At 52.5% G+C, this 20435-nt stretch carries 28 protein-coding genes; 25 read left to right on the top strand and 3 right to left on the bottom strand.

Features of this window, described 5'->3' with window-relative positions; genetic code table 11:
• Nucleotides 1-33 precede the first annotated feature (33 nt).
• The 8 genes from AC6I8N_RS17480 to AC6I8N_RS17445 all read left to right on the top strand — a co-directional run bounded on the left by AC6I8N_RS17480 (nt 34) and on the right by AC6I8N_RS17445 (nt 6795).
• Nucleotides 34-261 carry a DUF2732 family protein gene (locus AC6I8N_RS17480; RefSeq protein WP_497829590.1) on the top strand — a complete coding sequence of 76 codons (228 nt, stop codon included), beginning with the start codon at nt 34-36 and terminating at the stop codon, nt 259-261.
• Complete coding sequence (locus AC6I8N_RS17475) at nt 261-488, top strand: TraR/DksA family transcriptional regulator (RefSeq protein ID WP_497829589.1); 228 nt, start codon at nt 261-263, stop codon at nt 486-488. The genes AC6I8N_RS17480 and AC6I8N_RS17475 overlap by 1 nt, the downstream gene beginning before the upstream one ends.
• Nucleotides 485-802, top strand: coding sequence for a DUF5405 family protein (locus tag AC6I8N_RS17470; RefSeq protein WP_497829588.1), 318 nt, complete (start codon nt 485-487; stop codon nt 800-802). Before AC6I8N_RS17475 ends, AC6I8N_RS17470 begins: the two co-directional genes overlap by 4 nt.
• On the top strand, nt 795-2804 hold the full coding sequence (locus tag AC6I8N_RS17465) for a replication endonuclease (protein WP_497829587.1): 2010 nt from the start codon (nt 795-797) through the stop codon (nt 2802-2804). The genes AC6I8N_RS17470 and AC6I8N_RS17465 overlap by 8 nt, the downstream gene beginning before the upstream one ends.
• A gap of 102 nt (nt 2805-2906) precedes the next feature.
• A complete protein-coding gene (locus AC6I8N_RS17460) occupies nt 2907-3095 on the top strand; it encodes a hypothetical protein (RefSeq protein WP_013510583.1) in 189 nt (62 codons plus the stop codon).
• Nucleotides 3096-3521: 426 nt separating this feature from the next.
• Nucleotides 3522-4457, top strand: a complete 936-nt coding sequence (locus AC6I8N_RS17455; protein WP_497829586.1) for a retron St85 family RNA-directed DNA polymerase — start codon at nt 3522-3524, stop codon at nt 4455-4457.
• Between the two features lie 2 nt (nt 4458-4459).
• Nucleotides 4460-6097 (top strand): AAA family ATPase, encoded by a 1638-nt coding sequence (locus AC6I8N_RS17450; protein WP_497829585.1) that lies wholly within the window; start codon nt 4460-4462, stop codon nt 6095-6097.
• Nucleotides 6098-6126: 29 nt separating this feature from the next.
• A complete protein-coding gene (locus AC6I8N_RS17445) occupies nt 6127-6795 on the top strand; it encodes a retron system putative HNH endonuclease (protein WP_497829584.1) in 669 nt (222 codons plus the stop codon).
• A 44-nt stretch (nt 6796-6839) separates the two neighbouring features.
• Here AC6I8N_RS17445 and AC6I8N_RS17440 read toward each other — a convergent pair whose 3' ends face one another.
• Together AC6I8N_RS17440 and AC6I8N_RS17435 are read right to left on the bottom strand one after the other, a co-directional pair.
• Nucleotides 6840-7868 (bottom strand): phage portal protein, encoded by a 1029-nt coding sequence (locus AC6I8N_RS17440; RefSeq protein ID WP_497829583.1) that lies wholly within the window; start codon nt 7866-7868, stop codon nt 6840-6842.
• The gene (locus AC6I8N_RS17435; RefSeq protein ID WP_497829582.1) at nt 7869-9635 is read right to left on the bottom strand and encodes a terminase ATPase subunit family protein; all 1767 of its coding nucleotides are present in this window, start codon (nt 9633-9635) and stop codon (nt 7869-7871) included.
• 150 nt (nt 9636-9785) lie between these two features.
• Here AC6I8N_RS17435 and AC6I8N_RS17430 point away from each other — a divergent pair, with 150 nt between their 5' ends.
• From AC6I8N_RS17430 to AC6I8N_RS17380, 11 genes are all read left to right on the top strand, one after another.
• Nucleotides 9786-10619, top strand: coding sequence for a GPO family capsid scaffolding protein (locus AC6I8N_RS17430; protein WP_497829581.1), 834 nt, complete (start codon nt 9786-9788; stop codon nt 10617-10619).
• A gap of 16 nt (nt 10620-10635) precedes the next feature.
• A complete protein-coding gene (locus AC6I8N_RS17425; RefSeq protein ID WP_497829580.1) occupies nt 10636-11700 on the top strand; it encodes a phage major capsid protein, P2 family in 1065 nt (354 codons plus the stop codon).
• Nucleotides 11701-11703: 3 nt separating this feature from the next.
• On the top strand, nt 11704-12354 hold the full coding sequence (locus AC6I8N_RS17420; protein ID WP_299458992.1) for a phage terminase small subunit: 651 nt from the start codon (nt 11704-11706) through the stop codon (nt 12352-12354).
• A 99-nt stretch (nt 12355-12453) separates the two neighbouring features.
• Nucleotides 12454-12918 carry a head completion/stabilization protein gene (locus tag AC6I8N_RS17415; RefSeq protein WP_497829579.1) on the top strand — a complete coding sequence of 155 codons (465 nt, stop codon included), beginning with the start codon at nt 12454-12456 and terminating at the stop codon, nt 12916-12918.
• Entirely contained in the window at nt 12918-13121 is a 204-nt protein-coding gene (locus AC6I8N_RS17410; RefSeq protein ID WP_497829578.1) for a tail protein X, read from the top strand. Before AC6I8N_RS17415 ends, AC6I8N_RS17410 begins: the two co-directional genes overlap by 1 nt.
• A gap of 3 nt (nt 13122-13124) precedes the next feature.
• On the top strand, nt 13125-13337 hold the full coding sequence (locus tag AC6I8N_RS17405; RefSeq protein ID WP_013510572.1) for an HP1 family phage holin: 213 nt from the start codon (nt 13125-13127) through the stop codon (nt 13335-13337).
• Complete coding sequence (locus AC6I8N_RS17400; protein ID WP_497829577.1) at nt 13318-13833, top strand: lysozyme; 516 nt, start codon at nt 13318-13320, stop codon at nt 13831-13833. The genes AC6I8N_RS17405 and AC6I8N_RS17400 overlap by 20 nt, the downstream gene beginning before the upstream one ends.
• Complete coding sequence (lysB, locus tag AC6I8N_RS17395; protein WP_497830707.1) at nt 13833-14258, top strand: Rz-like lysis system protein LysB; 426 nt, start codon at nt 13833-13835, stop codon at nt 14256-14258. The genes AC6I8N_RS17400 and lysB overlap by 1 nt, the downstream gene beginning before the upstream one ends.
• Nucleotides 14146-14391, top strand: a complete 246-nt coding sequence (gene lysC, locus AC6I8N_RS17390) for an Rz1-like lysis system protein LysC (RefSeq protein WP_497829576.1) — start codon at nt 14146-14148, stop codon at nt 14389-14391. Before lysB ends, lysC begins: the two co-directional genes overlap by 113 nt.
• Complete coding sequence (locus tag AC6I8N_RS17385; RefSeq protein WP_497829575.1) at nt 14354-14794, top strand: phage tail protein; 441 nt, start codon at nt 14354-14356, stop codon at nt 14792-14794. The genes lysC and AC6I8N_RS17385 overlap by 38 nt, the downstream gene beginning before the upstream one ends.
• Entirely contained in the window at nt 14787-15239 is a 453-nt protein-coding gene (locus AC6I8N_RS17380; RefSeq protein WP_497829574.1) for a phage virion morphogenesis protein, read from the top strand. The genes AC6I8N_RS17385 and AC6I8N_RS17380 overlap by 8 nt, the downstream gene beginning before the upstream one ends.
• Nucleotides 15240-15246: 7 nt before the next feature.
• Here AC6I8N_RS17380 and AC6I8N_RS17375 read toward each other — a convergent pair whose 3' ends face one another.
• Nucleotides 15247-16017: a DUF2971 domain-containing protein gene (locus AC6I8N_RS17375; RefSeq protein WP_497829573.1), complete on the bottom strand. Its 771-nt coding sequence runs from the start codon at nt 16015-16017 to the stop codon at nt 15247-15249.
• Nucleotides 16018-16142: 125 nt separating this feature from the next.
• Here AC6I8N_RS17375 and AC6I8N_RS17370 point away from each other — a divergent pair, with 125 nt between their 5' ends.
• Genes AC6I8N_RS17370 through AC6I8N_RS17345 form a run of 6 tightly spaced genes read left to right on the top strand, consistent with a single transcriptional unit; the run spans nt 16143 to nt 20258 of the window.
• Nucleotides 16143-16721: a phage baseplate assembly protein V gene (locus AC6I8N_RS17370; protein ID WP_497829572.1), complete on the top strand. Its 579-nt coding sequence runs from the start codon at nt 16143-16145 to the stop codon at nt 16719-16721.
• Nucleotides 16718-17077 (top strand): GPW/gp25 family protein, encoded by a 360-nt coding sequence (locus tag AC6I8N_RS17365; RefSeq protein WP_497829571.1) that lies wholly within the window; start codon nt 16718-16720, stop codon nt 17075-17077. Before AC6I8N_RS17370 ends, AC6I8N_RS17365 begins: the two co-directional genes overlap by 4 nt.
• Nucleotides 17064-17978, top strand: a complete 915-nt coding sequence (locus tag AC6I8N_RS17360) for a baseplate J/gp47 family protein (RefSeq protein ID WP_497829570.1) — start codon at nt 17064-17066, stop codon at nt 17976-17978. Before AC6I8N_RS17365 ends, AC6I8N_RS17360 begins: the two co-directional genes overlap by 14 nt.
• Nucleotides 17975-18589, top strand: a complete 615-nt coding sequence (locus AC6I8N_RS17355; protein WP_497829569.1) for a phage tail protein I — start codon at nt 17975-17977, stop codon at nt 18587-18589. The genes AC6I8N_RS17360 and AC6I8N_RS17355 overlap by 4 nt, the downstream gene beginning before the upstream one ends.
• Nucleotides 18586-19668, top strand: coding sequence for a phage tail-collar fiber domain-containing protein (locus AC6I8N_RS17350; RefSeq protein ID WP_497829568.1), 1083 nt, complete (start codon nt 18586-18588; stop codon nt 19666-19668). The genes AC6I8N_RS17355 and AC6I8N_RS17350 overlap by 4 nt, the downstream gene beginning before the upstream one ends.
• Entirely contained in the window at nt 19668-20258 is a 591-nt protein-coding gene (locus AC6I8N_RS17345) for a tail fiber assembly protein (protein ID WP_497829567.1), read from the top strand. The genes AC6I8N_RS17350 and AC6I8N_RS17345 overlap by 1 nt, the downstream gene beginning before the upstream one ends.
• Nucleotides 20259-20435 lie beyond the last annotated feature (177 nt).

The raw sequence follows: 20435 nt of genomic DNA, 5'->3' as shown, positions 1-20435 counted from the left end.
GCATTCTTTTGCCCAAATTCTGGAGGATGAACTATGCGAAATATCGAAACCCGAAAATTTAAAGCTGATGAGGACGCGCTCAACGTTCTATTGAGTAAAGCAAAGAGTGAGCAGCGTAGTGATGATGCGCTGGCTGTTTCTGTTCGTCTTGCTGCTCTTGCAATACATGCTCGCCAAAAAGAGCTAACGGCGACTGAAATTATTGAACTGCTGGATAAAGAGTCCACGCGTTTTGAAAACCAGTCTCAGGAGCTGCACTAATGGCTGACTCAATGGATTTAGTGCAGCAGCGTGTGCAGGAGGAGCTGGCGCGCAATCTAGCAAACGCGACATTACGCCCAGCAGGGGCGAGCGAATTTTTCTGCCTGTCATGCGGTGAAGAGATCCCCGAGGCACGCCGTCGTGCTCTGCCGGGTGTCTCAGTTTGTGTCACCTGCAAAGAAATCAGCGAGCTGAAAGGTGCACATTGTAAGAAGGCTGCGCCATGAGAGTGTCTATCAACAGTAGCTACTCTGTGCGAGCAATGGAATCAAACGAGCCAGGTAAGCCGCAGAAGCTGGTGCTGGAAAAGTCCGGTTGGCAGGTGATTGATGGTGTACGTGAGCAAGTGCCGGTCACTATGGCTGTCTATGACAGCCGTATCCTGCTAATCCGAGATCTGGCCTCTGACGTGATCGGTCAGTTGGTCTTCAGGGGCGAGATGAACAACGTCACGAGCTTTGTGGCGGAAACCCGCCGCATTGCCGCATTGGCCGAGTTTGCACTGTTGGAACTGGCAAAATCTCAGGCTAAGAATGGCTGAGTCTCTTTCCGGCTTACTTACTGGTGAACACCACGCCGTTAACCAGCAACGGCGTGATTTTTTTGGTATGTCTGCCCCGGCGGATATGTCCCTATCTGAGCGTCGTCTGTGGAACGTCAATCCTGATGACCACAGTTGGCGCAGTCAGTATCTGCACGATATGCCGGACTATCTGGCCGGATACTTTGCTGATCGTTATACCCGCATCCTCTCAGGTAACAATGGCCGACGCCGTGCCAATGCGTTTCTACGCCAGACTATCGGCCAGAGCGTATTGCCACGCCTTCAGCTTGTCCGCAGCCGTTATCGTCTTGATGACGCTGCACAGCATGAACTCCCCTTTATTAAGCAGCTTGATCGCCTGCCTACGCTAGACCGTCAAGATGTGCGTGATCTTGCCTATAAAGTAGCTTCGTTCCTGTCGCTCAGTCTGGCGGAGTTTGTCGATAAGATTTCTTTGCCAAAGGAAACCGATGAACAGACTGTCACCTGCATAGCGTATAGATACGTGGCAGAACTGGCCGCGCTGACGGGAACACAGCCGCCATACTGGGCCGAATTTAAAGCCTGCAAAGGTCATTTGCCTTTGCGCAAAGCGCAATCCGGTTTGCTGCGCATGATGGCTCCAGAATGGTGGCGTGGACGCCTGAAACAGATGCGCGATCTGCAACGGGAACATATGGCGATTGCTGTTGGACAGGTGCAGAAATCTGCTTCGCCTTATGTCTCGCGCGGCACCTTGGCCGAATGGGTTGAACAGAAGAAGCGTAATCGTGATTTTTTCAAACGCTTTGACCTGGTAAACGAAGAAACCGGCGACCGCATTGCACTTGATGAGATGGTTAACCGTAGCACCGCGAATCCGGCCATGCGTCGCCGCGAACTGATGACCAGAATGCGCGGTTTTGAGGACATCGCCAACGAAACTGGCTGTGTGGGGGAGTTCTACACTTTGACCGCCCCATCTCGTTATCACTCGGTATATAGCCAGGGTGGCTTTATCTCTAAATGGAATGGCTCAAGCCCACGGGACACACAGCGTTATCTGTGCCGCGTCTGGTCACGTATTCGTGCTGCGATAGCGCGCGAGGACATTCACGTCTTTGGTTTCCGTGTCGTAGAACCTCACCACGATGGCACGCCACACTGGCACATGCTGCTTTTCATGCTTCCAGAACACCGTGAGCGCGTGCAGCAGATCATGCGACACTATGCCTGTAAGGAAGACAATAACGAGCTAACCACGCCGCAGGCGCTTAAAGCCCGTTTTCATGCTGAACCTATCGATCCCCTGAAGGGCAGCGCAACAGGCTACATCGCTAAATACATTTCCAAAAACATAGACGGCTATGCAATGGAGGGCGAAAAAGACGACGAAACCGGCGCGGATATGCGGGCAATGGCAAAGGCTGTTTGCGCATGGGCATCACGCTGGCGTATTCGACAGTTTCAGCAGATTGGCGGTGCACCGGTGACGGTATGGCGCGAACTGCGCCGCCTGGGCGATATCCGGTTGCCTAACGTAAAAATGGATGCGGTTCTGGCTTCAGCGTCGGTTGCAAGCTGCTGGGCGTCTTACACGATGGCGCAGGGCGGCCCGTTAGTAGCGCGGGAGGATTTAGTGATCCGCCTTTGTTATGAAATCACCGAAATGGGCAACGACTACGCCGAAGACGTGCAGCGCGTGCAGGGGATTTACTCGCCTCATATTCATGACTCTGAAGTGTTCACCCGGCTGGTTAAGTGGGAAAAGGTTGCCAAATTGGCCGACGCGTCAGCGGAGGCTGGTACTTCTGGCGGCATCGCCGCCCCTTGGAGTTCTGTCAATAACTGTACGGGGCCGCAGCGCCGACGGTTAGAGATGGAACTAAAAGCGCGTGGTTTTGAGGGGGATGAAGAGGAAATCAGCCTCCTATCCAGAGGTTGTAGCCTGAATGCAGGTGCCAGGCGACGGCTTTTCTACCAAAACGGCAGATTGCAGGAGGAAGCATGGGATCGGTGAGCTTATCGGGCCAATCCCATTGAAAGATAAAAAAGAGTTTCACATTGTGTCAGGTTTTATATACTGTACACATATACAGTTATTGTGACGGAAGGAGGGAACATGCAGGATTTTCTTTTGGAGTCGGTCAAGCTCCAGCGTATTGATTTATTTCTAAAACTTGTTGCTCTGAGTGACTGCACTGAATCGGAAAAGAGCATGGCTATCGAATGGGTTGCAGAGCTGACTGATGAACTTATGGCGCGCCTGCGCAATCATGAATACAGCCGCTCAATGAACCAATTGGAGTAGGAATTCGTGGTACTGATGATCCGTCTGCGAGTGTGCATGACTATGCTGCATGAAATCGCATGATCCCAAGAGGATCACATTTGCCTCGGCCCGCCAGAACTGGCGGGCTTTTGCTATGGTCATGCAGGTGCATGAAAACCACTACACAAAGCGGGCAGGCGTGGCGGGGGTACGAGCGCGCGCTTGCTATTTAAAAACGTCAACATTAGTATTTACATGCTCTTTAGTGTTTGGAACCAATTCGTTCTAGCCGGGCGATTAGCTAGGCTCTAATTTATTGTTCTCTTTAAGGGTTGCGAAAGACACGTTTTCCGCCTTCGCATCCCTTGGCTGTAGCCAATGTCTGCGAAGTCGGAAAACGTGTCTTTCGCTGTCTTTAGTAAAGAGCTTGGCCCGCTTAGGCGGGCCTCCCTAAAGAAGGTCTTTATGCTATTCATCTCTGCCGTCAGCAAGTTACATGGCACTTCTCATCAAGAGTTGTTAAGCCTTGCACAAACCGCACCTAAAAAATACAAAGTCTATGTTATTCCTAAAAGGAATAATGGTTTCAGGATTATTGCTCAGCCAACAAAAGAACTTAAAGATATCCAAAAGACCTTAGTGAATTTATTGGCTGGACGTTGTTTGGTACACGAAGCCGCAAAAGCGTATAGAAAGAATATAGGTATAAAAGATAATGCAGATTTCCATAAGAAAAATTCTTATTTTCTCAAGATGGATTTTCAAAATTTCTTTAATAAAATAAAGCCAGTTCTTTTTTTCGAAAAGTTGTCTTCTGCTGGAATAGAATTATCACTCACAGATAAATCTTTTCTTGAGGGAATGCTTTTTTGGAAACCAGGGAAGAAAAGAAGTGTGACCTTAGTATTAAGTGTGGGCGCCCCATCATCACCTTTCATAAGCAACTTTGTTATGTACGATTTTGATTCAGCTTTAACCCGTTGGTGCTTAGGAAATGGCATATCATATTCGCGTTATGCAGATGATTTAACATTTTCCACTAACAAAAAGGGGGTGCTTTTTTTAGTCCCCAAGTTAGTGAGAAGTATGCTTGCAAAGCATTCTAAGGGAATCAGTGTAAATGAGTCAAAAACAGTTTTTTCTTCAAAGGCCCATAATAGGCACGTAACCGGTATTGTTATTAATAATGACGGTAATCTATCCTTGGGACGGCACAGGAAAAGAGTTATTTCCTCTCTTGTCCATAAATATACATTGGGTGTATTGAGTCGCGAGGATATATCGAAATTGAGGGGGTATATTGGTCAGGCAATAAATGTTGAGCCGGAGTTTATTGTTAGGCTTAGGTCAAAGTACGGAAGTGATATTATTGAAAGATTAAATTCTGAAGGGGTGATCTAGTCATGGTAATTAAAGCGAAAGCGGGCGATGTGCGTTCTCTTATGCAACTTTATAATAATAAAATAAGCGAGGGGCTTGATGTCCCCAAAGGGACTATACCTGAAGAAATATCAGCCATTAATGATGCTCTAAAAAAAGACTCATTTAGGATTGTTAAACTATCACTATCCGAATATAAAAGAATAAGAGACTTATATGTTTCTTTGGATTCAAAATTGACCGTCTTTGTTGGTGATAACGGTTATGGGAAAAGCACTATACTTGATGCAGTTTTTATCATCTTAAGTTGGATGCGTGCGAATATACAAAGAGAAGACAAAAGTGGGTTTCATATAAAAGAGAGTGATATTAATAATAGAGATGATGTTGCTTATGCTTCTCTGTCGGCACAGTTTAAATTAAAAAAAATGAATTCTAATGTGCTTATAACAAGGGCCAAGGAAGGTGCAGCGCAAAAAAGGAGCAATGATCTGCTAGATATTAAAGAGATGGCTTCGATATTTAGGGTGTTGAATTCTTTTTATCCTAGATCAAGCCTTCCTGTTATGGCATATTATTCCGTTGCGCGCTCTAGTAATGGTGCAGGGATAGATAATAAAAAGAATTATACTAACTCCTATCGAGGATGGTCGAAATTTGACGCCTATGAAGACATTGAATTTGATAGAAGAGACTTTGGGGAGTTTTTAAATTGGTTTATTTTTGTAAGTAACAAGTCTATACAAGACTCATTGCGTGAAAATGAATCTGGTGAAAATACATTATTGGCGCAAATAAAAAGCATTGAAAATTCTATAGTAAGCCTAAAGAAAATTGAAGGTATTGATAAAAAAACAATTTCAGATCTTGAGAGGCAACTATCTGAAAAGAAAAAGAATTATGATATTGAGGGTTTAGGTTTCGAACCCCAAGGTAATAACAATTCTTCAGCTATATTATTTAATGTTCGCCAAGCTTTGATGCGATTCTTACCACAATTCACGGACATTGAACTAAAGTATACAGATGACGATGTTAAAATTTTACTAACAAAAAATGGAGTTAAGTTAGATATTCAGCAGTTATCACAAGGAGAGAAAACCCTATTCACTTTGGTTGGGGATTTGTCAAGAAGATTAACTTTATTGAATCCGGATATGAATAACCCACTGGAAGGGCATGGAGTGATTTTAATTGATGAGATTGATCTCCATTTACATCCTAGTTGGCAGCAAGAGGTAATAGGGAATTTAAGGAAAACATTTCCTAACATACAATTTATTGTAACCACTCATAGCCCTCAGGTTGTATCTACGGTACCAAGTAAATCCTTACGTATTCTTGAGGTTACTCAACCTATTAATAATGATAGTGAAGAGATAATAGTACGCCTCCCTGAGTATCAAACAAAGGGCACGAAAAACTCTTACGCTCTCCTATATGGAATGAAGACAGATCCAATCCCAAATGTCGATGAAGTAAAATGGTTAAATCGTTATAAGCAATTGATTGAAAATAGAAGTGAAGAGTCCTCTGAAGGAATTGCAATACGAAAAAAACTTTTAGTCCATTATGGTGAAAATCATCCTTTAATCATGGAATGTGATGGGATAATTAACTTGCTTAGACTTAAAGATAAATTAAAAAAAGATAGAAAGTGATTTATTAGAATGGAGTAAAAGAAAGCCAAATGAAAAATTTAGATAGAATTATTCCGGGGCCGATGGTGCTCCTCAATTTTGATTATAGAATACATGATTGGAAAAAACTAAAAGGTAAAAATAAAAAAATTGTTTGGGATTACTTGGTTCTAATGCAAGGTAAGCGATGTGCTTATTGTGAGAGAAAAATAAACATAAATGATAACAATGATAAGCATATTGAGCATTTTTTACCGAAAGCTGGAAATCAACATCTGACATTTGAATGGGGTAATTTGTTTGGCTCATGTGCTGCAACAGATCACTGCGGTTTTTATAAGGATAATCAGAGTTACTCCCCCGGGGACTTAATTAAAGCGGATATTGATCTTCCAGAGTTATACTTTTATTTTGGCGTTAATGGAAGTTTGAATGTGCGCGATGGATTGAATCCCAATCAAGATTTTAGAGCAAGGGAAACAATTAGAGTGTTCAATTTGAATGGCGAGCGTGGTGGTATTAAAACCGAAAGGATACAATGTATATCTGAAACTTGGAGTCTTATTATGAAGTACATTGATATAGCTAAGGAGTTCGTAATGGTAAATGAATATGATGATGTGATGAGAAGAGAGTTGCAAGTCTCGTATTATGAAGAGGTCAAAGATAGAGCTTTCTCAACTATGCTGATTAATATATTCGACACAATGCTTCCATGATGGTATCCCTAAAATAGATTTGCCTCTATTTTAGAGGCGTTTTTTTAAAAGGCGTAAGTCTTGAACTTTACGATTTCTTCTCCTGTCGATCGATTCAATTCAAGTAATCTTTGTTGGAGTGGTTCTAATTCATTTCTAACAAATACTTTTGCTGCTTTCTCAACATCCCCAAATCCCCCAGCATTACTCGGGATTATGCCCATCATCTGCGGTGGTACACGGTGCGCGGCCATCATATCGTCCCTGCTCACGTTTTTGATATTCAGAAACTCATCCTTTGCCGCCACCTCTGACAACGGGATGATCTGAATCCCGTCTTTCTTTCCGCTGGGCGAGTACATAAACAAGTTGCGGAAATTGCCCGGCCCTTTGGCGCTTTTCATTGCCTTGCGGATGTTGTCCACGTCTTCCTGATTCTGAGCGGCGTCAGTCATGTACATGATAAAACCGGCATGGCTGCCGTTAAGGTAATATTTGCGTCGGAACAGCGTTGCCGACTCGTTTAGCAGGGTAGACGGGATGGCCGACAAATACTCAGGCAGGCCGTAAACCTCCTGATTAAGGTCCGGCTCCATCAGGTGAAATACGCTGCCTTTCGTGAATTCATAGGGCTGGGTGTTCAGGCCATATTGCACAAACCAGTAGGTATCTAAATCCGTGCCGCGACGGGTGAATTTCGCCAGTGATGGCTCCAGCGATAGCACCCCGCCGAGACGGTTTGTTCGTTTCTCCAGGTAGGCATTGCCGAACACCAGATAATCCTGCACAAAGCGGCTAAATGCCTGCTGGCTCAACAACGGATGCGGGATAAAGGTGCTGGTAAGAATATTGCGCTTCACATTGATAGGTGAACTGTGATGCACGGCGGCGCGGAACGTGCGCGCCAGCCCGTCAAAACTCACAGGTGGTTCATACCAGCGATCCGTTACCACGCATTCCACGTAGTCCAGCAGCTCGCGGCGGTCCAGCACCGGCACCGGGTCGCCAAAGGTAAACGCCTCTGCTGCCGCGCCGCTGTTCATCTGTTGTTGCTGCACGGGCTGCGTGCGCGTGCGGTTCCTGCGTTTGCTCATTTAAAAAATCTCCATAATGTTGCGGGTGTGAGCGGCTTCGCCCTGTAGCGGTTCGTTTGCCAGCGCGTGCATGGTTGCCCAGGCCAAATCCGCGTGGCTGGCTTCTTCGCTGCGGCTGGCTTCATAGGTCGGGCGGTTACCGCTGGCCGTGGTGGTGCGGCGGATTGCCATGAATGATTGCGCGATGTCGAGGTGCCCGGCGTCAAACTCCAGACGCCCACCGCTGATGATGTCGAACGCCTTCAGCACCAGGGCATTTTTGACGTTCGGGTTGTAGACAAACTCTTTCACCGCCGGGAAAAACATCTTCACGTTCTCGTACACGCCGAGGCCAACGCCGGTGGAGTCGATGCCGATATAGGTCACGTTGTACTGTTGCGTCAATTTGCGGATGGATTCAGCCTGTGCGCGGAAGTCCATGCCTCGCCACTGGTGGCGCTCAAGGATGCGGAACTTGCCTCCCGGCACGGCAGGCGGTGCAATCACCACACACCCGGCACTGTCGCCGTTCTGCGTGCCTTTCGCTGGGTCGTAACCGATCCACACCTCGCGCCAGCCGAACGGGCGCAGTGCGAGCGCTTCAAAGTCGGACCACACCTCCCAGCTGTCCACCATGCATTTTTGCAGTAGCTGCAGCGGGAACACTGATGCGAGGTCGTCCACAAATTCGCACATCAGCAGGTTCTGGTATTCCGGCGGGCTGTACTCCAGGCGCAACTGGTCGAGGTCGAAAAGGTTACATCCTCCGCGTACCGCATCCTCCACGGTGACAACCTGGCGAAACTGACCGTCATCGCAGAAACGGCCTGGTGCCAGGCTGGCGTGCGCCAGGTCAATGTCCACGCGGTCGGCTTTGGCACGCCCCCGGTTGAACAGCGCGCCGGACCAGAACGGATAGGCGCTGTGCGTAAGACTCGACGGTGTGGAAAAATACGTTTGCCGCCATTTCTTATGCAGAGCCATCCCGGACGCCACCTTGCGCAGTTCCTGGAATTTCGGTATCCAGAAATATTCATCCAGATACAGGTTGCCGTGATAGCTCTGCGCGGTACGGGCGTTGGTGCCGAGAAAGTACAGGCTCGCGCCGTTACTGAGCGTCATAGGATCGCCTTTCAGTTCAACGTCCACTTCTTTGGCAAAATCAATGATGTACTGCTTAAAGACGTGCGCCTGCGCCTTACTGGCTGAGAGGAAAATCTGGTTGCGCCCGGTGGTCAGCGCATCAATCAACGCCTCGCGGGCAAAGTAGAAGGTGGCACCAATCTGGCGGGATTTGAGCACATTGCGGATGCGGTGCTTATTGCCAGCCTCCCACCACTGGCGCTGGTAGCCGAACATCGAGCTGTGGAAAATCTCCTGGAGTTTCTCGATCTGTTCGTCGCTGAAAACATTCTTTTCCGGTGGCTTACGGGGTCCGCTGTTGCGGTTTGCCACCTTCGGGTTAAGGTCCGCTTCGTTCCCGCCGTTGTTAAACTTACCGATGCGGGCGTGCCGCTCTGACTGGCGCGCCAGCAGGTCAATTTCCTTGTAGTCCTTCCCTTCTTTCGTCTCCTTCATAACCAGCTGGCAGTAGCGTGCGGCGGTGGTCAGCTGCATCTGATCCAGCGGGCCGTAGTCGCCCCACTTGTCGCGCTTTTTCCAGCTGTGAACGGTTGCGGGTTTCTCTCCCAGCATTTCAGCAATGCGGGCAATACGGTATCCCTGAAAGTACAGCAGCATGGCCTGCCTGCGGGGATCGAGGTCTTCGGGGGCGAGTGTCGTTGTCATGGCCCCAAAATACGGTCCCGCCGGTGCCTTTTCCGCTGCCCGTCATTGTGTGGTTTGCCGCACAACGCGCGTGCGTTGTTTCGAACCCCCTCCCGCCGCAAACATAAGGCTCTCAAGCGATTTACGACTTATTCCAACGGAGCCTGGCTCATGACAGTAAAAGCAAAACGCTTTCGCATCGGGGTGGAAGGTGCCACCACGGACGGACGCGAAATTTCCCGCGAATGGCTGGTGCAGATGTCAGCCGCCTACAACCCGCAGGTGTATACCGCAACCATCAATCTGGAGCACCTCAAGTCCTACGCACCGGACAGCACCTTTAACCGTTACGGCACGGTAAGCGCACTGGTTGCGGAAGAAATCACCGACGGCCCGCTGGCCGGGAAAATGGCGCTGTATGCCGACATTCTGCCGACGGACTCTCTTGTGGAGCTGGTGAAGAATGGCCAGAAGCTGTTCACCTCAATGGAAGTCAGCACCAAATTTGCCGACACCGGCAAAGCCTATCTGGTTGGCCTGGCTGCCACCGATGATCCGGCAAGCCTCGGCACCGAGATGCTGGCGTTCAGCGCGAAGGCCGAGCAGAACCCGCTGGCGAAGCGTAAGCAGCACCCGGAAAACCTGTTTACCGCCGCCACCGAAACCCTGATCGAACTGGAAGACGTGCAGGACGAAAAACCTGCCCTGTTTACCCGCATCAAAGCCATGTTCAGCAAACAGCAGCAGTCAGAGGACGCGCGTTTTAACGACGTGCATCAGGCGGTTGAGCTGATTGCCAGCGAGCAGCAGGACTACAGCACCCGCACGGACAAGACGCTGGGCGGGCAGGCGGAACGCCTGAACCAGCTGGAAGGCGAACTGAAAGCGCAGCGCGAGGCGTTCAGCGAAATGAAAACGCAGCTGGAACGCGAAGACGGCCGCAAGGACTTCCGCCAGCGCGCAACGGGTGGCGATACGCCAGCCGAACACCTGACCAACTGCTAAAGGAGCAGCAAACCCCATGAAAAAGAACACTCGCTTTGCGTTTAACGCTTACCTGACGCAGCTGGCATTACTCAACGGCGTACCGGTTGAGGAACTGTCGAGTAAATTCAACGTGGACCCGGCGGTGGCGCAGACGCTGGAGGACACCATTCAGCAGTCCGCCGCGTTCCTGACGCAGGTGAACGTGGTCGGCGTGCCGGACCAGTCCGGTCAGCTGCTCGGCCTCGGCGTGGGCGGCACCATTGCCGGAACCACCGACACCGGCGCAAAAGACCGCGAACCCACCGATCCGACGCAGATGTCAGGCGTGGAATACAAGTGTGAGCAGACCAATTTCGATACGGCTCTGACCTACGCCAAGCTGGACATGTGGGCGAAGTTCCAGGACTTCCAGACCCGCATCCGTAACGCCATCGTGAAACGCCAGGCACTGGACCGCATCATGATCGGCTTTAACGGCGTGAAGCGCGCGAAAACCTCCAACCGTCTGGAAAACACCCTGTTGCAGGACGTCAATAAAGGCTGGTTGCAGAAGCTGCGTGAAGACAAGCCGGAAAACGTCATGGGTAGCACCACCGCAGAAGATGGCACCACCACACCGGGCGAAGTGAAGGTCGGCAAAGGCGGCACCTACATCAACCTGGATGCGGTGGTGATGGATGCCGTGAATGAACTGATTGATGAAGTATTCCAGGACGATGATGAACTGGTGGTGATCTGCGGGCGTGAACTGCTGTCAGACAAGTATTTCCCGCTGGTTAACAAGGAGCAGGACAACAGCGAGAAGCTGGCCGCCGATCTGATCATCAGCCAGAAACGCATGGGTGGCTTGCAGGCGGTGCGTGCGCCGTTCTTCCCGGCCAATGCCCTGTTGATCACCCGTCTGGATAACCTGTCCATCTACTGGCAGGAAGACACCCGCCGCCGCTCCGTTATCGACAATCCGAAGCGTGACCGCATCGAAAACTTTGAGTCGGTCAACGAAGCCTATGTGATTGAAGACTATCGCGGTGCCGCGCTGGTCGAGAACATCACCTTTGGTGACTTTACCGAAGCCGAGCCAGTAGAAACCGGAGAATAACGCATGAGCCTGAGTCCCGCACGGCGTAACCGCCAGCGCGTTCAGGCCGAGCAGTCCGCCCGTATGGGCGGTTCTGCACGCCACGCGTCCGGCTATGAGCTGATGCTGTTGCAACTGACGGAAGACCGCCGCCGTCTCAAGGGTATCCAGTCCACGGTCAAAAAGGCCGAAATCAAAGTGGAAGTGCTGCCGAAATACGCCGCCTGGGTGGAAGGCGTGCTGGCCGCCGACGGCGCACAACAGGACGACGTGCTGATGTACGTGATGCTGTGGCGCATTGATGCCGGTGATTACGCCGGTGCGCTGGCGATTGGCCGTCATGCCATTAAACACGGCTGGGTGATGCCGCAGGGCTTTAACCGCAACGTGCCAACGCTGCTGGCCGAGGAAATGGCCGACGCCGCAAAGAACGCCCTTCTGGCGGATACCCCCTTTGATGCTGAACTGCTGATGCAGACGCTGGATGTGATCGGCTCGCTGGATATGCCGGACCAGTCACGCGCCCGTCTTCATAAATCCATTGGCAACGTGCTGACCGAATCACAGCCCGTATCCGCACTGAATCACTTACGCCGCGCCCTGCAACTGGATGAGAAATGCGGCGTGAAAAAAGAAATTGAGCAGCTGGAGCGGAAAATCCGTAACGCCAGCTGATAACCGGACGTGCCCACGCGCGGGGCGGCACGGGGTGGCGACAGGCAGCGCCGCATCAAAACCCCGTCCACCGCCCACCTATTCAGGAGAAACACAGCAATGAAATTCGTTGCGGCGGAGCAGGCGCAGGATACGCCCGAAATTATCCCCAATAACTCATTCTGGCCGGACGTTGATCTGGCGAAATTCCGCAGCGCCATGCGCGTTGACGGCACCGTGACGCCGGAGCGTCTGAAACAGGTGGTACTGACAGCCATGTCGGAAGTGAACGCCGAGCTGTATGTGTGGCGGGAGCGTCAGGAGCTGGCCGGTTATAACCAGCTTGCCGACGTGCCGGGCGAGAAACTGGCCGGGGAAAGTGCCCGCCTGCATCACTACCAGAATGCGGTGTGGTGCTGGACCCGCGCCGTGCTCAATGAACGCTATCAGGACTATGACGCTACCGCCGCCGCCGTGAAGCGGGGTGATGAGCTGGCAGACGCCACCGGCGATCTGTTGCGGGATGCCCGCTGGGCCATCAGCCGCGTGCAGAACCTGCCGCACTGCACGGTAGAGCTTATCTGATGAAAGTGCGTGCGCAGCAGTACGACACGCTGGACGCACTCTGCTGGCGTCACTACGGGCGCACGCAGGGCATGACCGAACAGGTGTTACAGGCAAATCCGGGGCTGGCGGAACACGGTCCGATCCTTCCGCACGGGCTGGAGGTGGAGCTGCCGGACGTGACAACGGCGGCCACCGTGCAGGTCGTCCAGCTTTGGGACTGAACTATGTGGGAAAAAATCAGCACCTTTATCACCTGGTGCATTGCGGTGGTGATGGCGTGGCTGGGTGGACTGGACCTGAAAGACGTGTCCACCGTGGCCGGGGTGTTTATCGGCCTGCTGATGGCGCTTATCAGCTGGTACTACAAGCACAAAACCTATCAGTTGCTGGCGCGCGGGCGCATCACACGGGAGGAGTATGAATCTGCAAACCGTTAAGCGATGTGCTGTCGGCGCGGTGCTGGCCATCGCCGCCACGCTGCCGGGTTTTCAGCAGCTGCACACCTCAGTGGAGGGGCTGAAACTCATTGCCGACGCCGAGGGGTGCCGCCTGAAGCCGTACCAGTGCGACGCGGGTAAATGGACCGACGGTATCGGCAACACGTCCGGCGTGGTGCCGGGCCGGAGCATTACCGAACGGCAGGCGGCGGGGAACTTCATCACCAACGTGTTACGCGTCGAGGCGGCACTGGCGCGCTGTGTGGCTGTCACTATGCCACAGCAGGTTTATGACGCGCTGGTGTCGCTGGCGTTTAACGTCGGCACCGGCAATGTGTGCGGCTCCACGATGGTGGCACTGCTGAAGAAGGGGCGATGGCGGGATGCGTGTTACCAGTTGCCCCGCTGGGTGTATGTGCTGGGCGTATTTAATCAGGGGCTGGATAACCGGCGACAACGTGAACTGGCATGGTGCCTTAAAGGAGTCCGGGGATGATGCGCACTCTGACAGTGATCCTGTTGGTGGCGGTTGTGGCGCTGGGTGTGCAGTCCTGGCGACTCAGCAGCGCACATACAAAAATCGACACGCAAAAGTCAGCCATTGAGGCGCAGGGCAAAAAGTTAACGCAGAAGAACAGCCAGCTGATTGCGCTAAACATTCTGACGCAGACCAGCAGCCGGGCACAGACGCAGCTTTACGCCGCTGCCGAGCAGAACAGCACATTACTGCGTGACCGGCAGCGCACTATTGAGGAACTGAAACGTGAAAATGACGAGCTACGCCGCTGGGCTGATACCCCTTTGCCTGATGATGTTATCCGGTTGCGGCAGCGACCGGCCCTCACCGGAGGTGAGTCTTACCGTGAGTGGCTGTCCCAAAATCACCCGGTGCCGCCTGGAACAGGCAGGCCCGCGCAGTAACGGCGACCTGAACGCTTTGCTGGATGAAACCGAGGCCGCCTGGGCGAACTGCGCCGACAAGGTGGACACCATTGTGAACTGCCAGGAAAAAGACGATGAACAAGCCGCAGTCCTTGCGCAGCGCCCTGACTAAAGCCGTTAAATATGTGGCGGATAACCCGGACCGGCTGCACCTGTTCGTGGATAACGGTTCGCTGGTCGCCACTTCCGCAGCGTCGATTTCGTGGGAATACCGCTACACGCTTAACGTGGTGATAACGGATTTCAGCGGCGACCAGAACCTGCTGATGGCCCCAATCCTGTTCTGGCTGCGCGACAACCAGCCGGATGCCTTGCAGAACAGCGCCGAACGCGAAAAGTTGTTCACCTTTGAGGTGGATATTCTCGGTAATGACCGCTGTGATCTCAGTCTGAACCTGAAGCTGACAGAACGGGTGATCGCGCGCGAGGTGGAGGGCGTAATGAAAGTGGAAGCGGTGCCTGAGCCGCCCGCACCGGACGATGAAGAGGAAGGCTGGACGGTGAAACATGGCTGATCTTCATGAAGTAGACACCTGGCTGGATGCGCTGCTGTCGCAACTGGAACCGGCGGCCAGGGCACAGATGCTGCGCGAAGTGGCACGCGACGTGCGCCGCATTCAGCAGGCCAACATCACAGCACAGCGCGCGCCGGACGGGACAGCATGGGAGCCGAGACGAGTCACTGCCCGCAGTAAAAAGGGCCGTATCCGTCGCAAAATGTTTGCGAAGCTGAAAACCACCAAATACCTGAAGGCGCAGGCAACATCTGACACAGCGGAAATCGCTTTTGTACCTGCGGTGCAGAAGCTGGCCCGCGTGCATCATTACGGCCTGCGGGACCGGGTAAACCGGCGCGGAACCGAGGTGAAATATGCTGAACGTCCGCTGCTCGGAGTTAATGTAGAGATTGAAAGTGTGGTTAGCGAGATACTTATCCGCTTTTTGACCGAGCAGACTTAAAATATTTTTACTTCATGGCTTCATCTAATGAGAGCCTATTAAACAACCAGTCAGAACTATCATACCGGCAAACATAAATTTTGCAGTCAGGGAATGATTTATTTATTTTCAACTTCATATCTGCAAGATATTCTTTGTTAAAAGAGTTTCTTACTCCAAGATATGCTTCCTTAAAACACCCCCTGTTTAATATCTCAATCTCTTTGAAAGGCTCTGAGCAAACGTTCCTTACTACTCTAACCTCCTCCTCGTAAGACCAGTGGAAAGATTTATAAAGGAAGACTCGCTGCAAAGCCTCTAATAACTCAGGATGGAATCTATATAGCAACCCTTCATATATTCCTAGATATTCTGAATTTTCAAATTCATGTTTTGGTCTGGTTGATGTGTAAATTACGCTACCATATTTCGCAGGGATTACATTCCTCCCATCATCATTAAAGTTAGCTTCATCAACGTCAATGCCAAATACTATTCCTGCATGAGAGCTATTGCCTTTATCAAGTTCAATGGCATCACTAATGAGAATCTTGTCACCCTTGGCATAATGCGCCCACATTAACGGATTCAAAGGAGTACGAGTGAGTGATAAAATCCCATAAGAATCAGAGGCAGCTAAAAGCTTAAGTAGATGTTGGTTGCGTGGCCCCTCTTTTTCATAAAATAAGCCGGTTAACTCAAATGGGTCATTAAAGGACGTAGGTTTGGAAAATTTCAACGAAGATTTTTCCATTATTTTTTCTGCTGTGCTGAAGTCAACATATTTATAAAGAATCATAAATTTTCCATAGCATCGTTTTTGACATGTAGCTGCTTAACATACTACGTGTCATTGCTATTGTATGGAATACCACACAACTTTGAGTCATTTCAGGATGTATGAAGTTGATGCAATCTTGATTTATGAACGACAAACTCACTGAAATAATGCGCCTCATCACCAACCTGATCCGCACCGGGACCGTCTCGGCAGTGGATAAGGATAAATGGCTTTGCCGGGTGAAAACGGGCGACCTTGAAACCAACTGGATTAACTGGCTCACCTGTCGCGCCGGGAATACCCGCACCTGGTGGAAACCTTCTGTTGGCGAGCAGGTTGTGTTGCTGAGTCTCGGCGGCAATCTGGAAACCGCCTTTGCGCTGCCTTCCATTTATTCCGATGCCTTCCCGCCGCCGGACACTTCAGAGAACGGCAGCACTACCGTGTTTCAGGATGGCGGCTGGTTTCAGTACGAACCGGAAACCGGCCAGCTGCTTATCAAGAACATCAAAAGCGTCCTGATTGAAGCGGAGGACGGCGTTCAGTTCAAAACCGGCCAGTTTGGCGTGATTGCGGACCAGACGCAGATTAACAGCGAAACCGTGATGAACGGCAACGTAACGCAGGGCGGCGGGAAAATGGAATCAAACGGCGTAGTAGTGGATGAGCATGACCACGGTGGTGTGCAGCGTGGCGGTAGCAGAACGGACGGCCCGCAATGACCATGTACATCGGCATGAACCGGCAGACCGGTGAAGCCATCACTGATATTGACCATATCCGGCAGTCCATGCGCGACATCCTGATCACTCCTGAAGGCAGCCGCATCGCCCGGCGTGAATACGGTTCCCTGCTGTCAGTGCTGATTGACCAGCCGCAAAACGAGGTGACGCGCCTTCAGGTGATGGCGGCAGTTTACACCGCACTGAGTCGCTGGGAGCCGCGCGTGCGCCTGGACTCGATGAGCATCACCAGCGCCTTTGACGGCTCAATGGTGGTCGAACTGACCGGCCAGCGGGCCGACGGTTCGCCGGTGTCTATGTCCATTCCAACGGGGGTAAGTAGTGGCAGTAATTGACCTTTCACAGTTACCCGCACCGGAAGTGATCGAGGTGCCGGAATTTGAAACGATGCTGGCCGAGCGCAAAGAGGCACTGATCGCGCTCTACCCGGCGGATGAGCAGGCGGCAGTCCGGCGCGTGCTGGCGCTGGAATCTGAACCGATGGTGAAAAGCCTCCAGGAGAGCGTCTACCGGGAAATCCTGCTGCGCCAGCGCATCAATGAAGCGGCGCAGGCCGTGATGGTGGCGTATGCGCTCGGCAGCGATCTGGACCAGATGGCCGCCAGGTATAACGTTGAACGCCTCACCGTTACACCCGCCGACACCGACGCGGTGCCGCCGGTGGACGCGGTGATGGAATCGGATGATGCGCTGCGCCTGCGGGTGCCTGCTGCCTTTGAGGGGCTGTCCGTTGCCGGTCCGACGGCGGCTTATGAGTTTCACGCCCGCAGCGCTGACGGGCGCGTGTCGGATGTGTCCGCAACCAGCCCGGCCCCGGCGGAGGTGGTGATCACCGTACTGAGCCGGGAGAGCGACGGTAAAGCGGCTGAGGATTTGCTGACTGTAGTGGACACTGCACTTAACGCCGAGAGCGTGCGCCCGGTAGCGGACCGCGTGACCGTGCAGGGGGCAGAAATCTTTGATTACCGCGTGGAGGCAAAGCTGCACCTGTTCGATGGTGTGGCTGCCGGTCCCTGCTTTGAGGCGGCGAACGCCGCGATGACGGCCTATATTGCTGACCAGAAAAAGCTGGGGCGCAGCGTGCGGCGTGAGTCCTACGGGGCAGTGTTGCGCGTGGCCGGTGTGGACTGGGTGGACATCACCGAACCGGCGGCGGACATCATCATGGACCGTACCCAGGCCGGAAACTGCACGTCAGTGCTGGTCACGGTGGCGGATGATGAGGTGATCGCATGAACCTGAACAGCAGCCTGTTACCGCCCGGCTCCTCAGCACTGGAGCGCCGTCTGACTGAAGCGTGCAGCGGCATTTCAGGGCTGGATGTGCCGTTGCGTGATCTGTGGAATCCGGCCACCTGTCCGATCGGCTTTCTGCCTTATCTCGCCTGGGCGTTTTCGGTAGACCGCTGGGATGAGAGCTGGGCGGAAAGCGTCAAGCGCAAAGTGGTACAGGATGCGTTTTACATCCATCAGCACAAGGGCACCATCAGTGCGGTGCGCCGCGTGGTGGAGCCGTTCGGCTTCCTTATCCGCGTCATTGAGTGGTGGCAGACCGGTGAAGCACCCGGCACGTTCCGCCTGGATATCGGCGTGCAGGACCAGGGCATAACCGAAGAAACCTATCAGGAACTGGAGCGGCTTATCAGCGATGCGAAACCGTGCAGCCGCCATCTGCTGGGGATGTCCATCAATTTACAGGTCAGCGGTGAAACACATCTCGCCGCCGCCAGTTATGACGGCGACGATCTCACCGTTTACCCCTATACCCCTGAACTTATCTCCGTCAGCGGCCCGGTTTACGGTGGCGCGGCGGTTCACGTTATTGATCTGCTGGAAGTGAGGCCATGACACAGACCTATTACGCAATCGTCACCAACCTGGGCGCGGCGAAGATTGCCAATGCTGCCGCGCTGGGGACAAAACTGAACATCACACAGATGGCCGTGGGTGATGGCAATGGCGTGCTGCCAGCGCCAACCGCCACGCAGACGGCGCTGGTGCATGAGGTCCGCCGGGCGGCCATCAATTCACTGACCATTGATACAGCCAACGGCAGCCAGATTATTGCCGAGCAGGTGATCCCGGAAACCGAAGGCGGATTCTGGATCAGGGAAATGGGGCTGTTTGCCGAGGACGGCACACTGATTGCGGTATGCAACACGCCCCCCACCTACAAACCCGCTCTACAGGAGGGCAGCGGACGCACACAGACCGTGCGCATGATAATTATCGTGAACAGTACCGACGCCATCACGCTGAAGATTGACCCGGCGGTGGTGCTGGCAACACGGCAGTATGTCGATAACGCCGTGATTGAAGTGAAAGCGTATGCCGATGACTTATTGGAAGAACATGTTGCGGCAGCAAACCCGCACAGTCAGTACCTGCAAGCGGCAAACGCCCTGGCCGAAATTAAAGACGCCGGGAAAGTTGCTGAAGCACTGAGCAATCTCGGGCTGACGCTCCTCGGTGCAGGTTCTGCCATGCCGGTTGGCGTCCCGGTTCCGTGGCCGGCATCCACTGCACCAACAGGCTGGATTAAATGTAACGGGGCGTCATTCAGCGCAACCACTTACCCGGAGCTGGCGAAAGCGTATCCCGCGCTGAAACTGCCCGACCTGCGCGGGGAATTTTTGCGCGGCTGGGATGACGGGCGCGGCGTGGACAGCGGGCGCGCACTGCTGAGTCTTCAGGATCATGCAATGCAGCTACATACCCACTACATGTACACGCAGGGTGCTCTGGCGGGGACCGTATGGGCACCCATTGACGACGCGAATAACTCCCAGACTAATGGTGATGCGGTACTCGGCAATGGCACCACGTCGGGCTTATGGACAACACAGAATAACGGCCCTGTCGGTAACTATGCGTCAGAAACCCGTCCGCGAAATGTCGCATTTAACTACATTGTGAGGGCTGCATAATGGCGAAAGTGACCTTTGATAAAGACGGGCTGGCGAAGGCGTCCGGCACAATGACCGTATACAGCTATGATGCTACCAGCGGTATTTTTACCGTTGCCTCGGACGAATATCTGATGCAGGGGCTGGGCTTACCTGCCAACTCAACCATCATAGCACCGCCGGATGTGGCAGCAGGCAGTATCGCTGTCTGGCGTGGTGAGAACTGGCAGGCGGTCAGCGATCACCGTGGCGAGACGGTTTACTCCATTGCTGATGGCTCCCCGCTGGTGATAACGCAGACAGGAGATTACCCGGCGGATACCACGCCGTTTCAGCCCGCGACCGGCTTTGATAAGTGGGACGGGGAAAAGTGGGTAACAGATGCTGATGCGCAGAAACAGGCCGAAGTGGCAGAGGCAGATAAGCAAAAGAGCGCGCTAATCAGCAGCGCCAATGCCGTTACACAGGTATGGCAGACGCAGCTGCTGCTGGGCATTATCAGTGATGCCGATAAAAGCCGCCTTACCGAATGGATGAAATACATCCAGGCAGTGCAGGCCATTGACGTCAGCACGGTGCCTGATATCACCTGGCCGCTCAAACCGGAATGATTCTTCTGTAGGCTGTGGGGTTGAAAAACTTCACAGCCTTCTCATTTATCTGGATGCTACTTTTTGAATTTCACAGCAACAAAGATATATGCAGCAATCATCACCAGGATGAATATTCCGATGCTTTTTATTGCGTATTTTTCCCAGTAGGTCACCGCGACCATAGAGAAAATGACA

The organism is Pantoea sp. X-Soil-TKNS-1279 (assembly GCF_059730565.1).
The sequence above is the reverse complement of the archived record's forward strand: the minus strand, read 5'-3'. Positions and strand labels throughout refer to the sequence as shown.

What these genes read in the sequence shown, in the direction of transcription:
- AC6I8N_RS17480 (WP_497829590.1), top strand. Translation starts at nt 34, where the DNA reads ATGCGAAATATCGAAACCCGAAAATTTAAAGCTGATGAGGACGCGCTC.
- AC6I8N_RS17475 (WP_497829589.1), top strand. Translation starts at nt 261, where the DNA reads ATGGCTGACTCAATGGATTTAGTGCAGCAGCGTGTGCAGGAGGAGCTG.
- AC6I8N_RS17470 (WP_497829588.1), top strand. Translation starts at nt 485, where the DNA reads ATGAGAGTGTCTATCAACAGTAGCTACTCTGTGCGAGCAATGGAATCA.
- AC6I8N_RS17465 (WP_497829587.1), top strand. Translation starts at nt 795, where the DNA reads ATGGCTGAGTCTCTTTCCGGCTTACTTACTGGTGAACACCACGCCGTT.
- AC6I8N_RS17460 (WP_013510583.1), top strand. Translation starts at nt 2,907, where the DNA reads ATGCAGGATTTTCTTTTGGAGTCGGTCAAGCTCCAGCGTATTGATTTA.
- AC6I8N_RS17455 (WP_497829586.1), top strand. Translation starts at nt 3,522, where the DNA reads ATGCTATTCATCTCTGCCGTCAGCAAGTTACATGGCACTTCTCATCAA.
- AC6I8N_RS17450 (WP_497829585.1), top strand. Translation starts at nt 4,460, where the DNA reads ATGGTAATTAAAGCGAAAGCGGGCGATGTGCGTTCTCTTATGCAACTT.
- AC6I8N_RS17445 (WP_497829584.1), top strand. Translation starts at nt 6,127, where the DNA reads ATGAAAAATTTAGATAGAATTATTCCGGGGCCGATGGTGCTCCTCAAT.
- AC6I8N_RS17440 (WP_497829583.1), bottom strand. Translation starts at nt 7,868, where the DNA reads ATGAGCAAACGCAGGAACCGCACGCGCACGCAGCCCGTGCAGCAACAA.
- AC6I8N_RS17435 (WP_497829582.1), bottom strand. Translation starts at nt 9,635, where the DNA reads ATGACAACGACACTCGCCCCCGAAGACCTCGATCCCCGCAGGCAGGCC.
- AC6I8N_RS17430 (WP_497829581.1), top strand. Translation starts at nt 9,786, where the DNA reads ATGACAGTAAAAGCAAAACGCTTTCGCATCGGGGTGGAAGGTGCCACC.
- AC6I8N_RS17425 (WP_497829580.1), top strand. Translation starts at nt 10,636, where the DNA reads ATGAAAAAGAACACTCGCTTTGCGTTTAACGCTTACCTGACGCAGCTG.
- AC6I8N_RS17420 (WP_299458992.1), top strand. Translation starts at nt 11,704, where the DNA reads ATGAGCCTGAGTCCCGCACGGCGTAACCGCCAGCGCGTTCAGGCCGAG.
- AC6I8N_RS17415 (WP_497829579.1), top strand. Translation starts at nt 12,454, where the DNA reads ATGAAATTCGTTGCGGCGGAGCAGGCGCAGGATACGCCCGAAATTATC.
- AC6I8N_RS17410 (WP_497829578.1), top strand. Translation starts at nt 12,918, where the DNA reads ATGAAAGTGCGTGCGCAGCAGTACGACACGCTGGACGCACTCTGCTGG.
- AC6I8N_RS17405 (WP_013510572.1), top strand. Translation starts at nt 13,125, where the DNA reads ATGTGGGAAAAAATCAGCACCTTTATCACCTGGTGCATTGCGGTGGTG.
- AC6I8N_RS17400 (WP_497829577.1), top strand. Translation starts at nt 13,318, where the DNA reads ATGAATCTGCAAACCGTTAAGCGATGTGCTGTCGGCGCGGTGCTGGCC.
- lysB (WP_497830707.1), top strand. Translation starts at nt 13,833, where the DNA reads ATGCGCACTCTGACAGTGATCCTGTTGGTGGCGGTTGTGGCGCTGGGT.
- lysC (WP_497829576.1), top strand. Translation starts at nt 14,146, where the DNA reads ATGATGTTATCCGGTTGCGGCAGCGACCGGCCCTCACCGGAGGTGAGT.
- AC6I8N_RS17385 (WP_497829575.1), top strand. Translation starts at nt 14,354, where the DNA reads ATGAACAAGCCGCAGTCCTTGCGCAGCGCCCTGACTAAAGCCGTTAAA.
- AC6I8N_RS17380 (WP_497829574.1), top strand. Translation starts at nt 14,787, where the DNA reads ATGGCTGATCTTCATGAAGTAGACACCTGGCTGGATGCGCTGCTGTCG.
- AC6I8N_RS17375 (WP_497829573.1), bottom strand. Translation starts at nt 16,017, where the DNA reads ATGATTCTTTATAAATATGTTGACTTCAGCACAGCAGAAAAAATAATG.
- AC6I8N_RS17370 (WP_497829572.1), top strand. Translation starts at nt 16,143, where the DNA reads ATGAACGACAAACTCACTGAAATAATGCGCCTCATCACCAACCTGATC.
- AC6I8N_RS17365 (WP_497829571.1), top strand. Translation starts at nt 16,718, where the DNA reads ATGACCATGTACATCGGCATGAACCGGCAGACCGGTGAAGCCATCACT.
- AC6I8N_RS17355 (WP_497829569.1), top strand. Translation starts at nt 17,975, where the DNA reads ATGAACCTGAACAGCAGCCTGTTACCGCCCGGCTCCTCAGCACTGGAG.
- AC6I8N_RS17350 (WP_497829568.1), top strand. Translation starts at nt 18,586, where the DNA reads ATGACACAGACCTATTACGCAATCGTCACCAACCTGGGCGCGGCGAAG.
- AC6I8N_RS17345 (WP_497829567.1), top strand. Translation starts at nt 19,668, where the DNA reads ATGGCGAAAGTGACCTTTGATAAAGACGGGCTGGCGAAGGCGTCCGGC.